The following is an 18,345-nucleotide window of genomic DNA, read 5'->3' as shown; positions in this document are numbered from 1 at the left end:
GCCGAGCAAACGCGAGGAACTGTGGGCTTGGTTGATGCGGTCTGAGCTGGCGCGGTCAATGCTCCATCAGTCCCTTGCCCAACGGCAGCGGATTCGTCATACTCTCTGGCCATGAAAAAACGAAAGAACGCTCACCGACGCTTGAAAGCAGATAGCAAGAAAGCGACGACTCGCCGTGCGCTGTGGGTAGGCGCAGTGATTGTGGCTGTGATCGTAACCGCTGGAGTCATCTGGGCAATGGTTCAGGAGGAGGCATCCCCAACCACCGCTTCGACGCCAACAAGCGCGTCCAGCGCGACGAAGACGCCTGAACCGGCTCAGCCGCAGATTCAAATCACTCCCACGCCCGAACAGGGCGATTCACCGTTGACGATCACGGTCAACGATTCAAATCAATCAGCCACCAACCCATCGCCTTTGAAGATCACCATGAATCCACCGGCAGCCGTCCCAGCCACCGGAACGGTGGCGCCGGACTTCACGCTGCAAGACCTCAACGGTCGCACCGTGCAATTATCGCGGCTCCGTGGCAAAGTTGTGGTGGTGAATTTTTGGGCGACCTGGTGTGGCCCGTGTAAGGCTGAAATCCCCGGTTTCATCAACGTCTACAACAAGTACAAACGCAAAGGGCTGGAAATTATCGGCATCTCATTGGACACAGCCGGCGCGGATGTCGTAGCCGAGTTCGTCAAGAAGTATTCGATCAACTACCCGGTCGCGTTAGATAAATCTGCCACGCAACAAAAGTACGGCGGCGTGACCGGCATCCCCACAACATTCATCATTGATCGCCAAGGGCGCATCGCCAAGCGTCATGTTGGTTACATGGATCAAACTGCCTTTGAGAAAATGGTCTCGCCGTTACTGTAAGCGAGTTCGCTGAGTCGAGTTCGCTGAGTCGAGTTTGCTGAAAGCGTGTTTGTTGAAAGCGAGTTTGCTGAGCCGAGTGCGGTGAAAGCAAGTTTGCTGAAAGCGGGTGCGCTAAGTAGGTGGACAAACGTTCTGGGAGATTTTGGGGGACGGGACGTTTTGGCGTGCGGTGACGTGTCACCGCTTTCCGGCCAAAGCTGCGAGCACGTCGCAGCACTCAAAAACGCCACGAACTTTTGTCACGTTACTTAGAGCGGTTTGCGAATCAATCTACCCTGGTGCGCGCACTTCCAGCGTGCATGAGCCAGCAAAGCGGACGCTGCCCGAGTAAAGGCAATTGAAAATCGCTCTAGAAGCGGGTGCGCTGAAAGCGACTGCACTCTGTCGAGCCGACAATTCAATGCCGCGAAAAACATTAGCAACATCACGGGTGCGCTGAAAGCGAGTGCGCTCTGTCGAGCCGGCCGGACGTTACGCCTACTCCACGTAGTGCAGAATCAGGCCGCTATGACCAACAGCCCACCCATGCTGTGGACTGACAAACTGAATGTCGGTCAGGTCGGCTTGCACGCCAGCATCCAGGCGCATCCAATCATCGCCACCATTTCTGGTCAATAAAATCGCGCCATTATTACCCACGACCCAACCATACCGTGGCGTGAGAAACCATACGCCGCGCAAGTCCTCGCCTGTGCCGGTGCGAGCGAATCGCCAGGTCGTCCCGCCATCACTGGTGCGATACGTAATCCCGTTGCCGGTCACCACCCAGCCATGCTGGCGATCAATGAAGTGGAAAGCATTGACGGCGGTCCCTTCACGGATGGTCAGTCGTGTCCACGATCGTCCGGCATCATCGCTGCGATAGCAATTTCCTTTATATTCGCATGCCCAGCCGCGCGTTTCATCAACAAACTGCAATCCGACCAATTCATTTTCAAACGGGTAAGCTAGACGTGTCCACACTCGTCCGCCATCGGCGGTGTGCAGCAAAATGCCGGGTAGGTGAAAGCCAGGTCGTTGCTGTCCGCCACCCCATGCCCACCCCGTTGTGGAATTGACAAAGAACAGGTGTGCAATCGGCTCCGGCTGCTTGGACACACGATTGGGGTAGGCGTCGTTGCGCACGTCAACAGTTCCGGGGGTGCGCTGAGTTTGCCACGTCGCCCCGCCATCGCTCGTGTAAAGGATATGGTGCGCGGTGGTGATGGCCCACCCCTCGGCGGGCGTGACGAATCTGACAAAGCGGATGTTGGACTGAACTTGCCCGGGCATCTGTTGCCACGTCGCGCCGCCGTCATTGGTTGTTTGCACGATCCAACCATCGGCCTCTTTCGACTTTTGACCATCCCAGCCAATCGCCCAGCCGTGTTGCTCATTAACGAAGTGAACGCTGGAGAATGCCACCTCGGAGCCGCGAGCTTGCACGAGCCACCGACCGGTTTTGGGTTGTGACTGGCAAGCAGTCAGCAGCAGCGCGCTTGACAGCATCAATCCACAGAGAATGACACACCATGAGCGAAATCGTTTCATAGCAGAGATACGGATAACGGCTTCGGCTTTGCGTGTCAAGCAGGTGGCGTGCATGCTCATTGTTCAGGTACCTGGCCGTTGCCGAGGATGACGAAAAAGTGATCGGACAAATCAGCAACGAACCAGTGCAAACCAGTCACTTATGCGCGTGGTGAAGCCGCGCTAAGTAGTTGGACAAACGTTCTGGGAGATGTTGGGGGGACGAGACGTTTTGGCGTGCGGTGGTGTGTTACCACTTTCCGGCCAAAGCTGCGCCACGTCGCAGCACTCCAACTACGCCCCGAACTTTTGTCATGTTGGTTAGAAACGGTTCTGTGCGCCTCTTCAAGGCGCGATGGAATGGGGAATGACGCCCATCCAGACGTTGCACGTCTGGCTACCATCTTGTCGGCGTCTGCCGACGCCGTCTGCGCGAGCGCCCGCAAGTCGGTCCTACAAGCGCAAGCCGCGTCAACAAAGCACGACTGCGAATCGTGCCCAATAAAGCGCGACCGGGAGGCGCACCAACGATACGGGTGGACTCGAGCGCCCGCCGCCATTAGGCTAAGCCCTGCTCGGTCTGCCTACGGGCGGCATGACGAAACAGCCATGCCGACCCGACCCACAGCGCAACAAAGAACCCGTTCAAGCATATCAGCTCAAGTGGCCCGCTCCACGGTTGGCCCAATCCGGCAATGAGCGCGATTGCAGTGATCAACGTCTGAGCGAGCGCCATCGCCAATAACACGCGCGTCATTCCATCCGCTTGAAAGCGCGTCAGCAGCGCGCCAATAACCCCGACACCGAGCACGCCGAAGTAGATCAGGTTGGCAGGATCGCCATCCCGCCCGATGATGCCGACGCCGAGGCTCAACCACACGAGGCACACTGCGGCCGCAAGCGCAACGGAAAAAGCGACTCGATAAGCGGTGTTGGCTGCTGTTCTTGCGACCAACTCGTAAGTGAGAAGCGCGCCAATCAGGAGCGCACCGGCAAAGGCAAAATCTGTCGCACTCCAATTCACTTCATCGCTCAGTTGCATGGCCACCAGGGGCAACAGCAACAAAAGCACTGCGACGGCCCAGGCTGTTATTCTCCAATGGCTGCCATGCCGCATGGTACCAGTTTCTGAGTCGCTTGCCATTATTTCGCCTCCGCGCGTGTCTGTGTTCGTGTTGCTCTCATGTTCATTGAGTGGTTGCATTGTAATCTGGCTGACATCGCAAGCTCAAGCCGGGGGTAGCAACCAGCCGAGCTACGGCCATGATGCGCTGTTTATCTACAACGTCGTAGGGCTACTTTGTATGGTCCTTTACGTTGCTGCTCACTATTTGCGCAACAAGGCCGATACCAACGAGTCGTTTCAACGCGGATCAACGCTGGGATTGGCTGCTTCCCACTGTTTGAACGCATCGGCCATCTGGGCAAACGTTGCCCACCGAACGTTGCCGGCACGCACCTGCGGGTCAATCACCTCGGTGAGCCACCGGTCAATAACAGCAAACGGCCGGTTGGGATCACTACCACGAAACTCGCCGGGATGAACCGTGAAGTGGAAGACGTTGACCCGGTCAGCCCGCGCCACTGCGAGTGAACGTAGGAATTCGCCTTTGAGAAAGTTGAAATAGCCCTCATCGCCGCCAAACTCGGCGTCGCGCCGGGCTGACGCAAAGTCGGTCCGAGAATAATTCCCTTCCGGCAGAAAAATGATACGACCCAATGGATCGTGCCGGGCATAGCCGGCAACATCCGATGCGCTCGGCCCTGCCGCTGGTCGCCACGGGTTCACGCCCAACAGCCGTGCATCGGTGGTCTGCGTGCGAGGATTCTTCCAATCGCTTTGGATGTCCAGACCGGCATGTGCGGCGGCATCGAGGATGCCCGAATAAAGATTCCCACCGCTCCAATAGCGAATCGGCGCTCTGACGCCGGCGCGGCGAATGAATTGAATTTGCTCAGACATGACAGCAGCCCAAATTGAAACTGGCCATCGTTCCGGATTCGGTCCCAAGTGGGCATCTTCGTGGAAGTGCAAAGCAATTTCATGGCCACGCGCCTCCAGCTCGGTCAAGATGGTTTCGCCGGATTGCGCGGCAACGGTCGTGAACGGCGTTTGCGCCTGAATAGTCATGCGGCCGCCATGCCGCTCAACGATGTCAACGACTAACCGAATATCGGCCACGTGTCGCTGAAAGAACATCCGATTGTTGTAATTCAGCGCTTGAGGTGGCGGTGGCGGCCCCCCACCAACAATGGGACTCACGGTAGCGCCGAATGGCTCAATATGCATGCCAATGGTAAACAGCAGCGTTGCTTGCTCAGCTTCTGGCTCAGAGGAACCTGCTTGGGCAAGCCTGCTTCCGACAAACCCGCCACCGATATGTTTGCCCCCGGTCAAATTCAACACAAGACAAACAAGCGCCCCTGCACGAACTAGCCACTTCATCAGCTCTGGCTTAATGCCACACGTCATGAAAATTCCTCCAGCTTCATCTTCTCAAAGTCGGAAACGGCCAGCGCATCTGGCCAGCTTTTCCGACCCGTTGTCTGTATTGCCCAAACCACAATGGGAGCGAGGGCCGTGGATTGCAGCTCTGCGTCGGACCAACGCCCACCGACTTGCCAATTGGACCGTCACGAACGGTTTGGTCGCCTCCGTGACGCTCATTATGAAGGGAGAGGCTCAAATAAAGTTTGAATTTTTTATTAGGCGCAGCCATTTCCCTATCTACACACCAAGCCAGGTGAGCATGGTTGCAACATCGGCAACCCGTGTTTGAGCAACACCGGTGAAACCAGATGAGAACAAGAAATCAATCACGCGACCGCTGTCAAGCCAGCGTCAAGCGCAGCGATTAACTCATCAATGTGATCCTTCGTGGCAATCAACGGCGGGCCAAGCCGGATCACATTGCCATAAAGGCCGCCCTTGCCAATCAGCACGCCACGCTGTTTGGTGATTTCAAAGACCTGCGCCACAGCCTGCGGATGGGGTTCCTTGGTGCGCCGATCCTTGACCAGTTCCAGTCCCTGCATCAAGCCCATTCCGCGCACGTCGCCGAGCACAGGATATTTGGCCTTTAACTCTTCGAGTCGCTCACGCAAGTATTGGCCAACGATGCGGGCGTTACGTGGCAGGTCGTGTTCTTCCATGTAGCGAATGGTGGCCAGCGCAGCAGCCATTGTCACCGGATTGCCGCCAAATGTGGAGAACGTCAAGCTGGGGTAGGCTTGGGCCACCTCTGGCGTGGCGACCGTTGCGCCGATAGGCGCGCCGTTGGCCATGCCCTTGGCAAATGTCATGATCTCCGGCTCGACGTCCCAATGCTCAATGCCGAACCATTTGTCACCGGTGCGCCCCCAGCCGGTCTGCACTTCGTCGCAGATGAAAATGCCGCCATACCGCTTGATGATTGCGGTGACTTCGCGGAAGTACTCCTTGGGCGGCGTGATGAAGCCACCAACGCCCAGGATCGGCTCAGCGATGAACCCAGCGATTTGACCCGATGTCGTGGTTTGAATGAGTTCTTCCACATCGCGGGCGCACGCTAACTCACACGACGGATATGTCAATTTGAACGGACAGCGATAGCAATAAGGCGCAGCCGCGTGCACGATGCCGGGCACGTACGGGCCGCCATGTCGCCAGGTCGAGTGCGCTGTCACGCTCATGGCCAGCATCGAGCGACCGCTGTAGCAATGCCGCAGCGCGACGATCTCTTGTCGGCCTGTGTAGAGTCGTGCCAGCACAATGGCCGTTTCGTCGGCTTCTGTGCCGCTGTTGGTGAAGAAACTCTTTTGCAATCGGCCGGGCGTCAGATGCGCCACCTTTTCAGCCAGTTCCACTTGAGGCTGATTGATGTAGAGCGTGGACGTGTGAGCAACCTTGTTGACCTGTTCGATGATCGCGTTGTTGACGACCGGATTGGCATGGCCCACACTGACGGTCAACACGCCGCCGAAGCAATCCAGGTACTTGTTGCCTTGATCGTCCCAGACGTACATCCCTTCGCCTCGCTCGATCACGAGCGGTTGCTGGTAGTAAGTTCCGACGCAAGGGAACAGATATTCCCGTTGTTTTTGAACCAGATTGTTTGGTTGTGTCATCTTCGCTCCTGTCCGATAGTCGCTTTGCTTGGATGAGCTGGCGATGGCGCAGGTAGAAGCTGTTGCTTTAACCGGGACGAGCGCAGAGCCAACGTCGCTACCCGGCCAGGCTCACGCTGTTTCGCCGCGCAGGATAGCAGGAACCGTTTGTATCATGATTTTCAAATCGAGCCATAGCGACCAGTTCTCAATGTAGTAGATGTCCAGTTGCACCATCTCCTCAAAAGGCAGCGTATTCCTGCCGCTCACTTGCCATAAACCGGTGATGCCTGGTTTGACTTCCAGTCGTTTGCGATGCCAGTCGGAGTAGTGTTCGACTTCATAAGGAATCGGCGGCCGTGGTCCGACCAGGCTCATGTCTCCCTGCAACACGTTGAACAATTGGGGCAGCTCATCCAAACTCAGGCGCCGCAGAATCCGTCCCACGCGTGTGACCCGCTGATCGTCGGCGATTTTGCCATACAGAACTTCGCCATCGGTTTGCGCGGCGATCTGTCCGTTGATGAGCTGGCTCATGTGCTCGCGATGGGCGTCGGCCTCGGCGTCAACCCGCATGGTTCTGAACTTGTAAAGGGTAAAGACGCGACCGTCCATGCCGACGCGTTCCTGACGAAACAGCGCCGGGCCCGGTGAATCGAGTTTCACCAGCCAGTAGATCAACAAGAAGACGGGGCTGAGCAGGATCAATCCTGCTGTAGCCACCACCAGGTCGGTCGTCCGCTTCAGATAGCGGTAAGGCCCGCGCAGCGGCTCCTGAAATAGCTTGATCATCGGCAGCGAACCGATTTGCTCTAGCTCGGTCTTGCGCGGCCATGTGCTCAACAAAGTGGGCACCAGACTAAATTCAGTCTGACGACGCTGCCAACACTGCATGATCGTTTCAAACAACACGCGCGGTGAAACGTTCGGATCGGTGATGAAGACCTGCTCAATGCCGTAGGCGTTGATGATCTTCGGCAACTGCTCCAGCTTGCCTATCACCGGGTATTGACGTAACGAGGTCTGTCCGTCGTCGCTCCGTTGGTGCGGACCATTCGTTGTGGAGACGATGCCAACGACGCGATAACCAAGTTGCGGTCGCGAGGCCATCTCTGCGCAACAGAGTTCGGCCAGCTCGCCCTGTCCGACGATCAACGAGGGAATTAGATTCGCTCCCCGCCGGCGCAGTCCGAGTTGAACTGCTCGCGCAAGACCATGCACCATCACGTGACCAATCAATGTCAGTCCCCAGTCCAGCAGAAAAATGCCGCGTGAATATGAATAGACGCGGAATGCGAAACCGCCACGATACATGAACGCCACGACGATCAAGATCAACGAGCCCAAGGTGACGGCTTTCAGAACGCCTACGCCGTCATCGAACCAAGAAAATTCGCCCTTGAAGCGATAAAGCCGCTGCCGATACAGCGAGGCGACGCGAATCAGCGGAGCCACCAGCCACAAAAACCAATAAGGCTCAAACGTCGGCCAAGCGACCGTGCTGAATAACTCGATGGGATTGAGCACAAACAGCAAGTCACTCAACGTAGGAATGCGCTGCAACATTCGCAACCGAAACGCTAACAACAGCGCAGTCGCTCCAATGAAACCGTCTGCCAGGACAACAACGAGTGGCCACGGAGACAGCGAGACGCGTGACCGCAGGCTTACAGCTTTAGCCTTGGCAGCCTCAACGGTTTGAACCATAGGCGGCGATTATACGGAGGCGTTCTCAGTGTCTGCAAGGTGACGAGCACAGCCTCAGCGAGCGTTCGACGTCAGTTTCACTCACGTTCCGAATCAGCTACAATCATGCGGCCATGAGTCACATCGAACACAAACGTCAAGCGCGCGGACCGGTTGGCTGCGCTGTCGTCACGGTCAGCGATTCACGCACGCCGGAGACAGACACCAGTGGTCACCTGATCCAACAACAACTCATCGCTCATGGGCATATCATCACCAGCTATCAGATCATCAAGGACGAGCCTGAGCAATTGCGTGCCGTGCTGACTTCACTGGTGGCCGATGATCAATGTCAGGCGGTTATTTTCAACGGTGGCACGGGCATCTCACGACGTGATTCGACCTTCGACGCGCTGGACAGCCTCCTGGAAAAACGGCTGCCGGGCTTTGGCGAGCTGTTTCGCTTCTTGAGCTATCAGGAGATTGGCGCGGCAGCGATGCTGTCGCGCGCTGTCGCCGGCACATACCAGGGAAGAATCGTGATTTCGATTCCCGGCTCGCCGGCAGCGGCGCGGCTGGCAATGGAAAAACTGATCTTGCCCGAACTGGCGCACATGGTACGGGAAGTCCATCGTTGAGGTTGCCCTGTTGCCAAGTGCTCAGTGACGTCTCATGTCTATTGTCTCCGCGCTCGTTCGGCGGTGACACCGAACGTCGTTACAGCGATTTTCAATTGCTTGTAGCCTGGAGGCCTCGCAGCTTGCCGCCTGATGCACGCCGGTGCATGCTCTCCCAGGGTTAGAAGATTCGCAAACCACTCTAATGGCGCATCCGCTCGGCGTCGGTGACTTGATCTTGGGCAATCGTAGATGTAGATTGATCGCCTCCATGAGCGGAGCACAACGCATCATTAACAATGATCTTGAGGAGATCAACAAGGCTATGAATCAACACGATCGCAACCTTGCTGACGATCCGGAACGCGATGCGCTCCGGGCCAAACATCAAGTGCGGCTCATCACGCTCGAGGAAGAAGGCTATGACCTGCCTCGTTTGCCTGATGGCGTCTATGGCTTCACCACGACGCTCGGACGCCGCGATGCGCCGTTGTTCCGTCGGCCCATTACGCAAAGTTATGAAGTGCACAAATTACTTGATGGAACTGTGATGCTCGTGGGTTATGTGTCAGCAGAAGACGCTCACAAACTGGCCACATCGAAGGAGGTCGTGAACATTCGATTGTTTCCTGACCGACAGGACAACGCCTCCGAGCTGGTGAACCTTCCAGAGCATCGCGTCGTGCATTACAAAGAGCATTCGCAGCGTTCAGGCGAAGGGCTGCAGTTGGATATAACGCTGGAAGACTAACGTAGTCGGAGTCAGGAGTCAGTTGCAGTTGGATATAACACTGGAAGACTGACGACGTATTCTGCAACGAAGAATGAGGCCGTTGCTGTTCAGGTTGCCGTTGGACACATCGCTGGAAGACTGACGTATCACGCGGGCGGTCGCCAGCCGACAGAATCGCGGAGGCAGTGTTGGCCGATTGGCAAATTCTTATTTTCGTGTTGGCGCTGGCGACAGCGACGCTGACGATTCGAGCCGAATACGTCGGGCCGCGGTATCACATCTATATCTTCAAGCCGCTGACGACGCTGCTCATCCTGCTCATGGCAGCGCGAATACAACAGCCGGTCAGTCGGTTTTATCAACAGGCCATTTGTTTGGGCCTGGTTTTTTCGACGATCGGAGACATTTGTTTGATGTTACCTTCGGATCGTTTTGTCGCCGGCGTGGCAAGTTTTCTGGTCGCGCATCTCTGCTACATCGTTGCGTTCTCGCCGGGCGTTCAGTTCGCCTCGTCGCTCAGCGCAGTCACGCTGTTTATGGTGGTCGGCGTTCTCCTGCTCTCCTTGCTCTGGCCGCATTTGGGCAAGATGAAATGGCCTGTGCTTGCCTACGTGCTGGTGATCATGACGATGGCCGGGCAAGCGTTGGCGCGATGGATTCAACTGAAGCCGCCGGGCGCCTGGCTGGCGCTACTGGGAGCCGTTTTATTTATCCTCTCGGATGCAATCCTGGCTTGGAGTCGGTTCCGTCGCGCCTATCGGCCTTCGCGCGCGGTGAACCTCAGCACGTACTACCTGGCACAGTGGCTCATTGCGCTCTCCGTCGGAGCGGGATAAGCTTGTGCCTGCGTGAGACAGCTTATGATGAACTTCAACGGGGAGACGCTTTCCTGGGAGCTGACCGACGGCGTTGTCGAGTTAGCGTTGCATCGTCCGCCGTGCAACGAGATCGGCTCGGCTACTCTGCGCGAGTTGGAACAGTTCGTCGAAGCGTTGGCCAGCATGTCCGACCAGGCGGACGCGCTGATTATCTACAGCAGGCTGCCGGCCGGATTCTGCGCCGGCGCCGATTTGCGGGAGTTGTATCATCGCTCGTACGAGTTGACCGAGGACGAGCGTCTGGCTGGCGTGCGTGATTTCCTTGAGCGCATTCATCGGGTGATGAATGCAATTGACACATCGCCGCTGGTGACGATTGCCGCCGTTCATGGCGTCGTTTTTGGCGGCGGCTTCGAGCTGGCGCTCACGTGTGACATGATTATCGCTGAGAAGATGGCGCGGTTTTGCTTTCCCGAGCTGCGGCTGGGTTTGATTCCCGGCTTTGGTGGGATTCCTCGATTGAAGCGCGATCTGGGCAACGCGGTGGTGCGGGATTTATTGTTGACGGGCCGCAGCTTCAATGCAACGAAGGCGCAGACCATCGGGCTGGTCAGCCAGATGGCCAACGACGGACAGGCGCTCTCGCTGGCTCGCTCCACAGCCGCGCAGATCAAGAAATTCGACCGCGCCACCCGGATCAGAGCGAAACAATTCATCAAGCCGGTTCCTTACGACCAATTGCGTGAAGAAATCGAAATCTTTTGCGAGCTACTGACCAAGCCAGCCGTTGAAGCAGGCCTGCGTAAATTCGTTGAGAGCACTGATGCCCAGCCCTATTTGCCGTGACCAGGAGACGACCACATGACACTGCCCATGAAGGAAGTTGTTTTGGAGCCCGGCGCGGGCAATCGTATTCTGCTTGGCACAAGCCAGGTCATCGTCAAAGCGACCGGCGCGGATACGCACGAGCATTTGAGCCTGTTTGAATTCATCCAGGAACCGGGCGGATTCGGCCCAGCGCCGCACATCCATCGTGAGCGCGAAGAATTGTTCTATGTGTTGGAAGGCGACGTTGACATTCTTGTGGGAGAACAGGTGGTGAAGTGTTCGCCAGGTGGATTCGTGCTCGTGCCGCGTGGCATGCCTCATACGTTTGCCAATCGGGGCACGCAGCGTGCCCGATTGCTCATCATGTTTTGTCCAGCCGGACAGCGCGAAAAATACTTCGAGGGACTGGCGCAATTGATGAAAGATGGGCAGAAACCAGACCCCGTCGCCCTTGCAGAATTGCTCCGTCAGTACGATCAGGAGCCTGTGCAAGTTAACGGGTGGTAAGCTGCAGACGGTAGACCGATGACAAAACATCTTGTCATCCTGCTATTGATCCTGACGGGGCCAGCGCCCATGCCCGCGCAAACGCTCGAGGAGAAATGCCCGGGTGGCACTGCGCTGATGGTGTCTGAGTGGTCGGCGCCCATGCCCGCGCAAACGCTCGAGGAGAAACGCCTCAAGATGAGCGCTGCCGAAGAAGCCGTTCGCATGGCGCAAATCCGCCGGTTCGAGGCGATGATGCGCGGCCAGGTGAAGTTACTCGAGCGGTTGCTCGATGACGACCTCACCTACACGCACTCCAGCGGCATCGTTGATACAAAAGCTGACCTGTTGCACTCATTGCAGGCCGGCGCGATCAGATATGATTCCATCGAAGCTGATGACATCCAGATTCGGCTGTATGGCCAGACGGCTGTCGTGACCGGCCAAGCCAGGATGAAAGTTCGGCGACAGGGTCAACCGCTCGATTTTCGGGTTCGCTTCACAGAAGTCTACGTCAAACGCAATAACCAATGGTTGCTGATTGCCTGGCAATCAACCGAGATCAACGAGCGGTGAGTCATATGTTCGCGCTCTTGGTTGAAGGCAACTCAGCGCCACGACTGGCTGCCTGTCCGTTGTCAGGCTGCTTGTGATGGCAACAACAAGTTATGACGCCGACGCCCTCGCTACGCTCAGGTGGGTTGACGAGTTATCAGGTTGCTCGTGATGACCAGAACAAGTACGACGCCTGATTGATTGAAGCGATGGCGCGGCCTTGACTACATCGAGTCAGATCGAGAGGATGGAGAGAGAGGGATGCGACAAAGACAATTACTGCTCCTGAGCAATTCCAGGAATTACGGGCAGGGCTATTTAGAACATGCTGAGAACCTGATCCGGGATTTTCTCGGCGAGTCGGTCCAAACAGTGCTGCTCATCCCATTTGCTGTCGTGCGCATGTCGTTCGATGAATTTGCCAGTATGGTGGGCGCGCGCTTCCAGGCGATGGGATACACACTCACCTCCGTGCATGAAGCGGATGATGCAGTTGATGCAGTGAATCACGCCGAAGCCATCGTGGTTGCCGGTGGCAATACGTTTCAGTTGCTCAAGCGACTCTACGATACGAATTTGCTTGATGTGATTCGCCAACGCGTTGACGATGGCGTGCCGTACATTGGATGGAGCGCCGGAGCAAATGTGGCCTGTCCGACCATCAAGACAACTAACGATATGCCAATCGTTGAGCCGCCGAGCTTCCGTGCGCTGGGTCTCATCTCATTCCAGATCAATCCTCATTACACAGACGCCGTCATACCGCAACACAGTGGCGAGACACGAGCCGAGCGCCTTACCGAGTTCGTGCTGCTCAATCCCGGCACATACGTTGTCGGGCTCAGGGAAGGCAGCGCGCTCAGGATTGAAGGCGCACAGGTGGAATTATGGGGTGAAAAATCGGCCAGAGTTTTTCTGAGCGGGCAGGAGCCCACGGATTATCCGCCGGGGCTTTCTCTATCATTTCTTGAACAAGGAGGATGAAACCGGGATGAACGCGTCGTTGCTTCGAAATTGGTTGGCTGTCATGGTCATGATTTTATTAACCGCGGGTTCATTTCCCGCTCATCGGCCTGCTGAAGAGATCACCATCGCGGCGGTCGGCGACATCATGCTTGGCACGACGTTTCCCGACGCTGGCTGGCTGCCCCCTGATGACGGCGCGACGTTGCTGGCCGAGGTAGCGCCGATTCTGCGCGCGGCTGATCTGACGTTCGGCAATCTGGAAGGGCCACTGATTGACGGCGGCACAACCACCAAGTGTCCTCCCTCAGCGAGGAATTGTTTCGCCTTTCGCACGCCGACGCGCTACGGACGGTATCTGAAGGAGGCTGGCTTTGACGTGATGAGCCTGGCGAATAATCACGTGATGGATTTCGGCGTCGCTGGACGCGAGAGCACCAAACGCGTGCTGGAGAGTCTCGGCATCGCGCATTCGGGTGAAGTCGGCGATATTGCTCGTCTCACCGTCAAAGGCAAAAAGATCGAACTCATCGCCTTTGCTACCAATCGAACGTCATACAATTTGAATGATCTGAGCGCAGCGCGGCAGGTTGTTGCTGCGTCGGCGGCCAATGCCGACATCGTCATCGTTTCATTCCACGGCGGCGCTGAAGGCGCTACGCGTCAGCGGGTCCCTCATGGCACTGAAATGTTTTTCGGCGAAAACCGAGGTAACTTGCGTGCCTTTGCGCGGACTGTGATTGATGCTGGCGCCGATTTGCTGCTTGGTCATGGGCCGCACGTGGTGCGCGGCATGGAAGTATACAAAGGTCGGCTCATTGCTTATTCGCTTGGCAACTTCGCCACCTACAGAGCGTTCAATCTGGCAGGGCCGCTGGGCTTATCGTTGATTTTGCAGGTACGACTCGCCGCGGATGGTACGTTTCTGGGCGGAAAGGTTATTCCGATTAAGCAAGAGAAGCCCGGCGGTCCGCGCCTGGATCCAGCCAACACGATCATCCCGATTCTTCAACGCTTGTCGCAGCAAGATTTCGGCGACAATGCCGTCGAACTCAGCGATGATGGAACGCTAGCTCCTCCAAGACGCCGATGATCAGCGCACCGTGAATTAGAGCGGTTTGCCAGTTATATCAACTGCGGAATCGCTCCTATGCAACAGCACGCCACGAAGGATGAAAAGACAATTCGTTCGTGAGCTTCGTGTGTTTCGTGGGCGATTTTCACAGGAGTTGTTCATGTCGTCCGGGACGACGCGCAGAAACGATGAAAAACACGGGCGGGAACGCCTGTGCCACTTTTTCTGAGGGGAAAGCGCCGTCGCCGCTTCGCTCTGCCGGCGCACTCCAAGATAAAGTCAGGAATCACCCAAGAGCTCCACGCTCGCCACGGAGCATGAAAATAAAGCACAGGCGGGAACGCCTGTGCCACTTTTTCTGAGGGGAAAGCGCCGTCGCCGCTTCGCTCTGCCGGCGCACTCCAAGATAAGGTCAGGAATCACCCAAGAGCTCGGCGCACGCCACGAAGCATAAAATAGAGCACAGGCGGGAACGCCTGTACTACATTCTCAAGGGATATGAAAATGGTTATTTTCACGGTAGGGGAAGTTCTGTAACGGTGGTCAGCGCGTCACTGACGAAGCGCATTAACCGCGCGCAACACGTTGATTCGTCCATGACCGAGCTGACCAGCAATTGCGGGATTGTGAGCATCAATGTTCTCGGCTGATTGGTAGATGGCCTGGATGACCTGCTGTCGCGCCTGAGCTGTGCGGCGAGTAGATGCTGGCTGTGTGGCATAGAGCAGAGCAGCTTCAGCAGCGACCAGCGGCGTGGCAAACGACGTGCCACTCCAGCTTCCAAACCGATTGTCGGGATACGGTCCGTAAATGTCCACGCCGGGAGCAGCAACGTCCACATACGCGCCGAAGTTGGAGAACGGAGCTTTGACATCGCGGCTGTCAGTCGCTGCTACAGCCATCACGATCTCATTTTCGGTGGCCGGATATTGCCCGCTGGCTCTCCCTTGATTGCCGGCCGAAGCGATCAGGAGCTTGCCACGGCTATAGGCATTTCTCAGGGCGTAGTCAATGGCGAACGAGCGCGTTCTCAGCCCAAAACTCATATTGATGATGGAGACGCGATTATTCGAAGCCGCCAGTTCAATCGCCTTGGCGATGTTGAAAGCCGTGCCTGCGCCATTCTGGTCGAATGCCCGAATCGGCAATACTTGCGCCTGTGGCGCGACGGCTGCGATCAATCCGGCGACGAACGTGCCATGACCACACCCCGGCGTCAACGACGGATTCGGACATGATTCCTGCGGATCGGCGTCCTCCTCCACAAAATCGTAACCACCAGGGGCAATCCGCCTGCCTCGATCAAAGACCGGATGCGTCGCATCAATACCCGTATCTATCACGGCGACCGTCACACCTTGACCTTGACTCAAAGCATGCGCCGCGTCAGCCTGAATGCGCGTGATAGCCCACTGGTTGAAATACTCGCTCGGTGATTGCCCGTCAATGAACACAATCGTCCGTGGATCAATAAACACGATTGTTCGCGGATCAACAACAAGATAGTGGGCTTCTGCTTGCTTGATTTGCGGATCGCGGTTTAACGCCGCCAGGAGCTCAGTCAAATTCCGTTCGGGTTTGTAGCCTAAACGATAGATGTTCGTGCGGCCCAATCGCTCAATGAAACTCAGATCATATCGCTCCAGAATATCTCTCAATCTCGTGCCCTGCGCCAGCTCGACGACGATCTCATTTTCGACAACCGGCTGCTCATTGTCATTACCATTGTCATTGTCATTGCCGTTACCATTGCCATTATCGTTGTTATTGTTGTTGTCGTTCCCATTTGAATTGCCATTGCCATTGCCGTTACCGTTACCATTGCCATTATCGTTGCCGTTACCATTGCCATTATCGTTGCCGTTATCATTGCCATTGTCGTTGTTATTATCGTTGTCGTTGTCATTATCGTTATCGTTGTCGTTGTCATTGTCATTATCGTTATCGTTGTCATTATCGTTGTCGTTATCGTTGCCGTTATCGTCATTGGCGCCGTAATTGATGCTTGCCGTTGTCTGGAAAAATTGACCAAGCGATGACAATAAAGCGCCGATTCGTTGAGTATAAGGAATTTGGGACAATCGCAACGCCGGCAGCAGAACCAAACAAACAAAGAGGCCAACGCTGAATAGCAGCGCTCGTCGGTATGAATGAGAACTCCCCGTCGGCTTCATCATTATTCAACCCCGTGAAACTATCATTTGATCAAACCGTGAGTCAAGTAAGCTTGGCCGCCCGCTCCATGAGCGGCAGACCGCGTTTTGCATGCACCTGCCTTTTGACATTTTCATCCATTACAAGAGAGGCTTGTCAGCACCAGAAAATACATCAGGCAGCAGAAATTTTTGAGCACCAATGGGCGAGCATGCCGCCAGTTAATGCCGGATATGGGGAGTTTTGGTGCTGGAGGATTAACCGTGACGGGTTCTTTTGAACAGGCGCACAGGTGAATGTGTTATTGGAGGCACTCACCTTAATCCATCAAACAGATGGAGGCGGGCAGACTGCAAGGCACAAACCACTGAGCCGGAAATTTTTCCGGCGGCAGGGCTCAAGCGCCCACAGAAACTGCTTGCAGGATGGTGGAAAACGTGAAACACTACTAGGCCGTTTGGGACAGAGACGAAGCGGGTAGAGCCCTTTGTATCAAATGGCTTGCCACGGACACCGTAGCTTGGCAGGGACCGCAAAAGAGAGAAGGATGAGCAGACCGGTCTTGTGAACGGTTTGCTGAGCCTTATGATCTCTCAGGGCGTGTCCAGGATTGATCGTGGAGCATGACGGATTATACGAGAGCAACAGACGAGGAGCTGATTGCAGCCTGTTTGCGAGGTGATTCACAAGCGTGGGAAGCGCTGCTGTGCCGGTATCAGCGGCTTATCTATTCAATTCCACACAAGTATAACCTCTCGCCCGAAGATATGGCCGATGTGTTTCAATCGGTCTGTGTCGCGCTGTTGCAAGGATTGAATAATTTGCGCAATGAAGCCAAGCTGGGCGCCTGGCTGATTACAACGACCACGCGCGAGTGTTGGAAAATCAAGCGACGGCAACAGCAACTGGCTGATGCTGTCTCGCTGGACGATCAAGCTGAAAGCCCGCTTGAGCTGGTGGCCGATGAGCCGCTGCCAGAAGAAGTCATTCAGCAGCTTGAAGAACAGGTCTTAATTCGACGAAGCATTGAGCAATTGGATGAGCGCTGTCGGCTCTTGTTGAATTATCTGTTTTACCAGAAGGATGAGTGGCCTTATGAGCAGATTGCTAAGCAGCTCAATATGCCGCCCTCCAGCATCGGCCCGACACGGGGGCGCTGCTTGGAGAAACTGAAACGAATTCTGAAAAAAGCGGGATTTTCATAGCCGTTTCGATTTTTTTATTGGCGCGGGCACAAAAAGGTGTATCTTTTTGTCGCGGCCGCTCACTCTTAGGGTTGGAGGATGCTGATGGTAGTATCCGGCCAGCAAGAAAGCTGCTATGAGATGTATTGAGATGGACAAATTAGTTGACATGGCGCAACACCGACTGGAGCAGGCCAGTGTCGCCGAGCTTCAAGAGCATCTGGGGCGCTGCGCGCGATGCCAGGAGAATTGGCAGTGGATTCAAAAGATTCTACAGGTGACTGCCCAGGATGAGACCGTCGAACCGCCACGATGGGTGCTGCACCGAGCCGTTCAACTGTTTGCCGCGCACGGGCCGCAACCGCAGCCAACGGTCTGGCAACGTATCACAGCGATGCTGGTCTTTGACAGCTTGGCTCAGCCTGCGCTGGTCGCTACGCGCGACACCGAGCCAACGATGCGACAACTTCTGTATCGCGCCGGCGTCTGGGATGTGGATGTGTCGTTGGAGCCGGGCGATGCGCCCGACACGATCCATCTGACCGGGCAGGTTCTTCATCAGCAGGGCGCGCCGCGCGACGTTGCTGGCATCCTGGTGAATCTGCTGCAAGCCGGAGAAACGGTGGCCTCAACCACCACCAACTCTATTGGCGAATTTACCTTCGACCAGCTTGCTGCCGGAGCCTATGATCTGAACATTCATACCGGCGACGTACAGGTGTGGGTCGAGCAGATGGATGTCCGGCTTGAAGCGTGACATCACCATGAGCATCCAACTGAG

The 18,345-nt window shown here is 56.0% G+C and carries 17 protein-coding genes; 11 read left to right on the top strand and 6 right to left on the bottom strand.

What is annotated here, in order from left to right; all coding sequences use genetic code 11:
- Positions 1–111 precede the first annotated feature (111 nt).
- The gene (locus NZ823_07830; GenBank protein MCS6805037.1) at positions 112–870 is read left to right on the top strand and encodes a redoxin domain-containing protein; all 759 of its coding nucleotides are present in this window, start codon (positions 112–114) and stop codon (positions 868–870) included.
- A gap of 477 nt (positions 871–1,347) precedes the next feature.
- Here the strand turns inward: NZ823_07830 and NZ823_07825 are convergent, their stop codons facing one another.
- From NZ823_07825 to NZ823_07805, 5 genes are all read right to left on the bottom strand, one after another.
- Positions 1,348–2,460 carry a YCF48-related protein gene (locus tag NZ823_07825; protein ID MCS6805036.1) on the bottom strand — a complete coding sequence of 371 codons (1,113 nt, stop codon included), beginning with the start codon at positions 2,458–2,460 and terminating at the stop codon, positions 1,348–1,350.
- A 478-nt stretch (positions 2,461–2,938) separates the two neighbouring features.
- The gene (locus NZ823_07820; protein ID MCS6805035.1) at positions 2,939–3,523 is read right to left on the bottom strand and encodes a hypothetical protein; all 585 of its coding nucleotides are present in this window, start codon (positions 3,521–3,523) and stop codon (positions 2,939–2,941) included.
- Between the two features lie 219 nt (positions 3,524–3,742).
- Positions 3,743–4,852: a hypothetical protein gene (locus tag NZ823_07815; protein MCS6805034.1), complete on the bottom strand. Its 1,110-nt coding sequence runs from the start codon at positions 4,850–4,852 to the stop codon at positions 3,743–3,745.
- Positions 4,853–5,196: 344 nt separating this feature from the next.
- Positions 5,197–6,486, bottom strand: coding sequence for an aspartate aminotransferase family protein (locus tag NZ823_07810; GenBank protein MCS6805033.1), 1,290 nt, complete (start codon positions 6,484–6,486; stop codon positions 5,197–5,199).
- 111 nt (positions 6,487–6,597) lie between these two features.
- The gene (locus NZ823_07805) at positions 6,598–8,052 is read right to left on the bottom strand and encodes a sugar transferase (GenBank protein ID MCS6805032.1); all 1,455 of its coding nucleotides are present in this window, start codon (positions 8,050–8,052) and stop codon (positions 6,598–6,600) included.
- 233 nt (positions 8,053–8,285) lie between these two features.
- Here NZ823_07805 and NZ823_07800 point away from each other — a divergent pair, with 233 nt between their 5' ends.
- The 8 genes from NZ823_07800 to NZ823_07765 all read left to right on the top strand — a co-directional run bounded on the left by NZ823_07800 (position 8,286) and on the right by NZ823_07765 (position 14,244).
- Complete coding sequence (locus tag NZ823_07800; protein ID MCS6805031.1) at positions 8,286–8,789, top strand: molybdenum cofactor biosynthesis protein MoaB; 504 nt, start codon at positions 8,286–8,288, stop codon at positions 8,787–8,789.
- A 304-nt stretch (positions 8,790–9,093) separates the two neighbouring features.
- Positions 9,094–9,519 carry a hypothetical protein gene (locus NZ823_07795; protein MCS6805030.1) on the top strand — a complete coding sequence of 142 codons (426 nt, stop codon included), beginning with the start codon at positions 9,094–9,096 and terminating at the stop codon, positions 9,517–9,519.
- A 170-nt stretch (positions 9,520–9,689) separates the two neighbouring features.
- The gene (locus NZ823_07790) at positions 9,690–10,337 is read left to right on the top strand and encodes a lysoplasmalogenase (GenBank protein ID MCS6805029.1); all 648 of its coding nucleotides are present in this window, start codon (positions 9,690–9,692) and stop codon (positions 10,335–10,337) included.
- 24 nt (positions 10,338–10,361) lie between these two features.
- Positions 10,362–11,165 carry an enoyl-CoA hydratase/isomerase family protein gene (locus NZ823_07785; protein MCS6805028.1) on the top strand — a complete coding sequence of 268 codons (804 nt, stop codon included), beginning with the start codon at positions 10,362–10,364 and terminating at the stop codon, positions 11,163–11,165.
- Positions 11,166–11,180: 15 nt separating this feature from the next.
- Entirely contained in the window at positions 11,181–11,654 is a 474-nt protein-coding gene (locus tag NZ823_07780; GenBank protein MCS6805027.1) for a cupin domain-containing protein, read from the top strand.
- A gap of 18 nt (positions 11,655–11,672) precedes the next feature.
- Positions 11,673–12,209, top strand: coding sequence for a nuclear transport factor 2 family protein (locus tag NZ823_07775; GenBank protein MCS6805026.1), 537 nt, complete (start codon positions 11,673–11,675; stop codon positions 12,207–12,209).
- A 240-nt stretch (positions 12,210–12,449) separates the two neighbouring features.
- Positions 12,450–13,172 (top strand): dipeptidase PepE, encoded by a 723-nt coding sequence (gene pepE / locus NZ823_07770; GenBank protein ID MCS6805025.1) that lies wholly within the window; start codon positions 12,450–12,452, stop codon positions 13,170–13,172.
- 7 nt (positions 13,173–13,179) lie between these two features.
- A complete protein-coding gene (locus tag NZ823_07765) occupies positions 13,180–14,244 on the top strand; it encodes a CapA family protein (GenBank protein MCS6805024.1) in 1,065 nt (354 codons plus the stop codon).
- Positions 14,245–14,777: 533 nt separating this feature from the next.
- Here NZ823_07765 and NZ823_07760 read toward each other — a convergent pair.
- Positions 14,778–16,403, bottom strand: coding sequence for a S8 family serine peptidase (locus NZ823_07760; GenBank protein MCS6805023.1), 1,626 nt, complete (start codon positions 16,401–16,403; stop codon positions 14,778–14,780).
- A gap of 600 nt (positions 16,404–17,003) precedes the next feature.
- Between NZ823_07760 and NZ823_07755 the strand changes: the two genes are divergently transcribed.
- Both NZ823_07755 and NZ823_07750 read left to right on the top strand, forming a co-directional pair.
- Positions 17,004–17,585 (top strand): sigma-70 family RNA polymerase sigma factor, encoded by a 582-nt coding sequence (locus tag NZ823_07755; protein ID MCS6805022.1) that lies wholly within the window; start codon positions 17,004–17,006, stop codon positions 17,583–17,585.
- 130 nt (positions 17,586–17,715) lie between these two features.
- Complete coding sequence (locus tag NZ823_07750) at positions 17,716–18,321, top strand: carboxypeptidase regulatory-like domain-containing protein (GenBank protein MCS6805021.1); 606 nt, start codon at positions 17,716–17,718, stop codon at positions 18,319–18,321.
- The last annotated feature ends 24 nt before the right edge of the window (positions 18,322–18,345 follow it).

The organism is Blastocatellia bacterium, assembly GCA_025054955.1.
In the GTDB taxonomy this organism is placed as follows: domain Bacteria; phylum Acidobacteriota; class Blastocatellia; order HR10; family J050; genus JANWZE01.
This window is presented reverse-complemented; position numbering and strand designations above follow the sequence as displayed.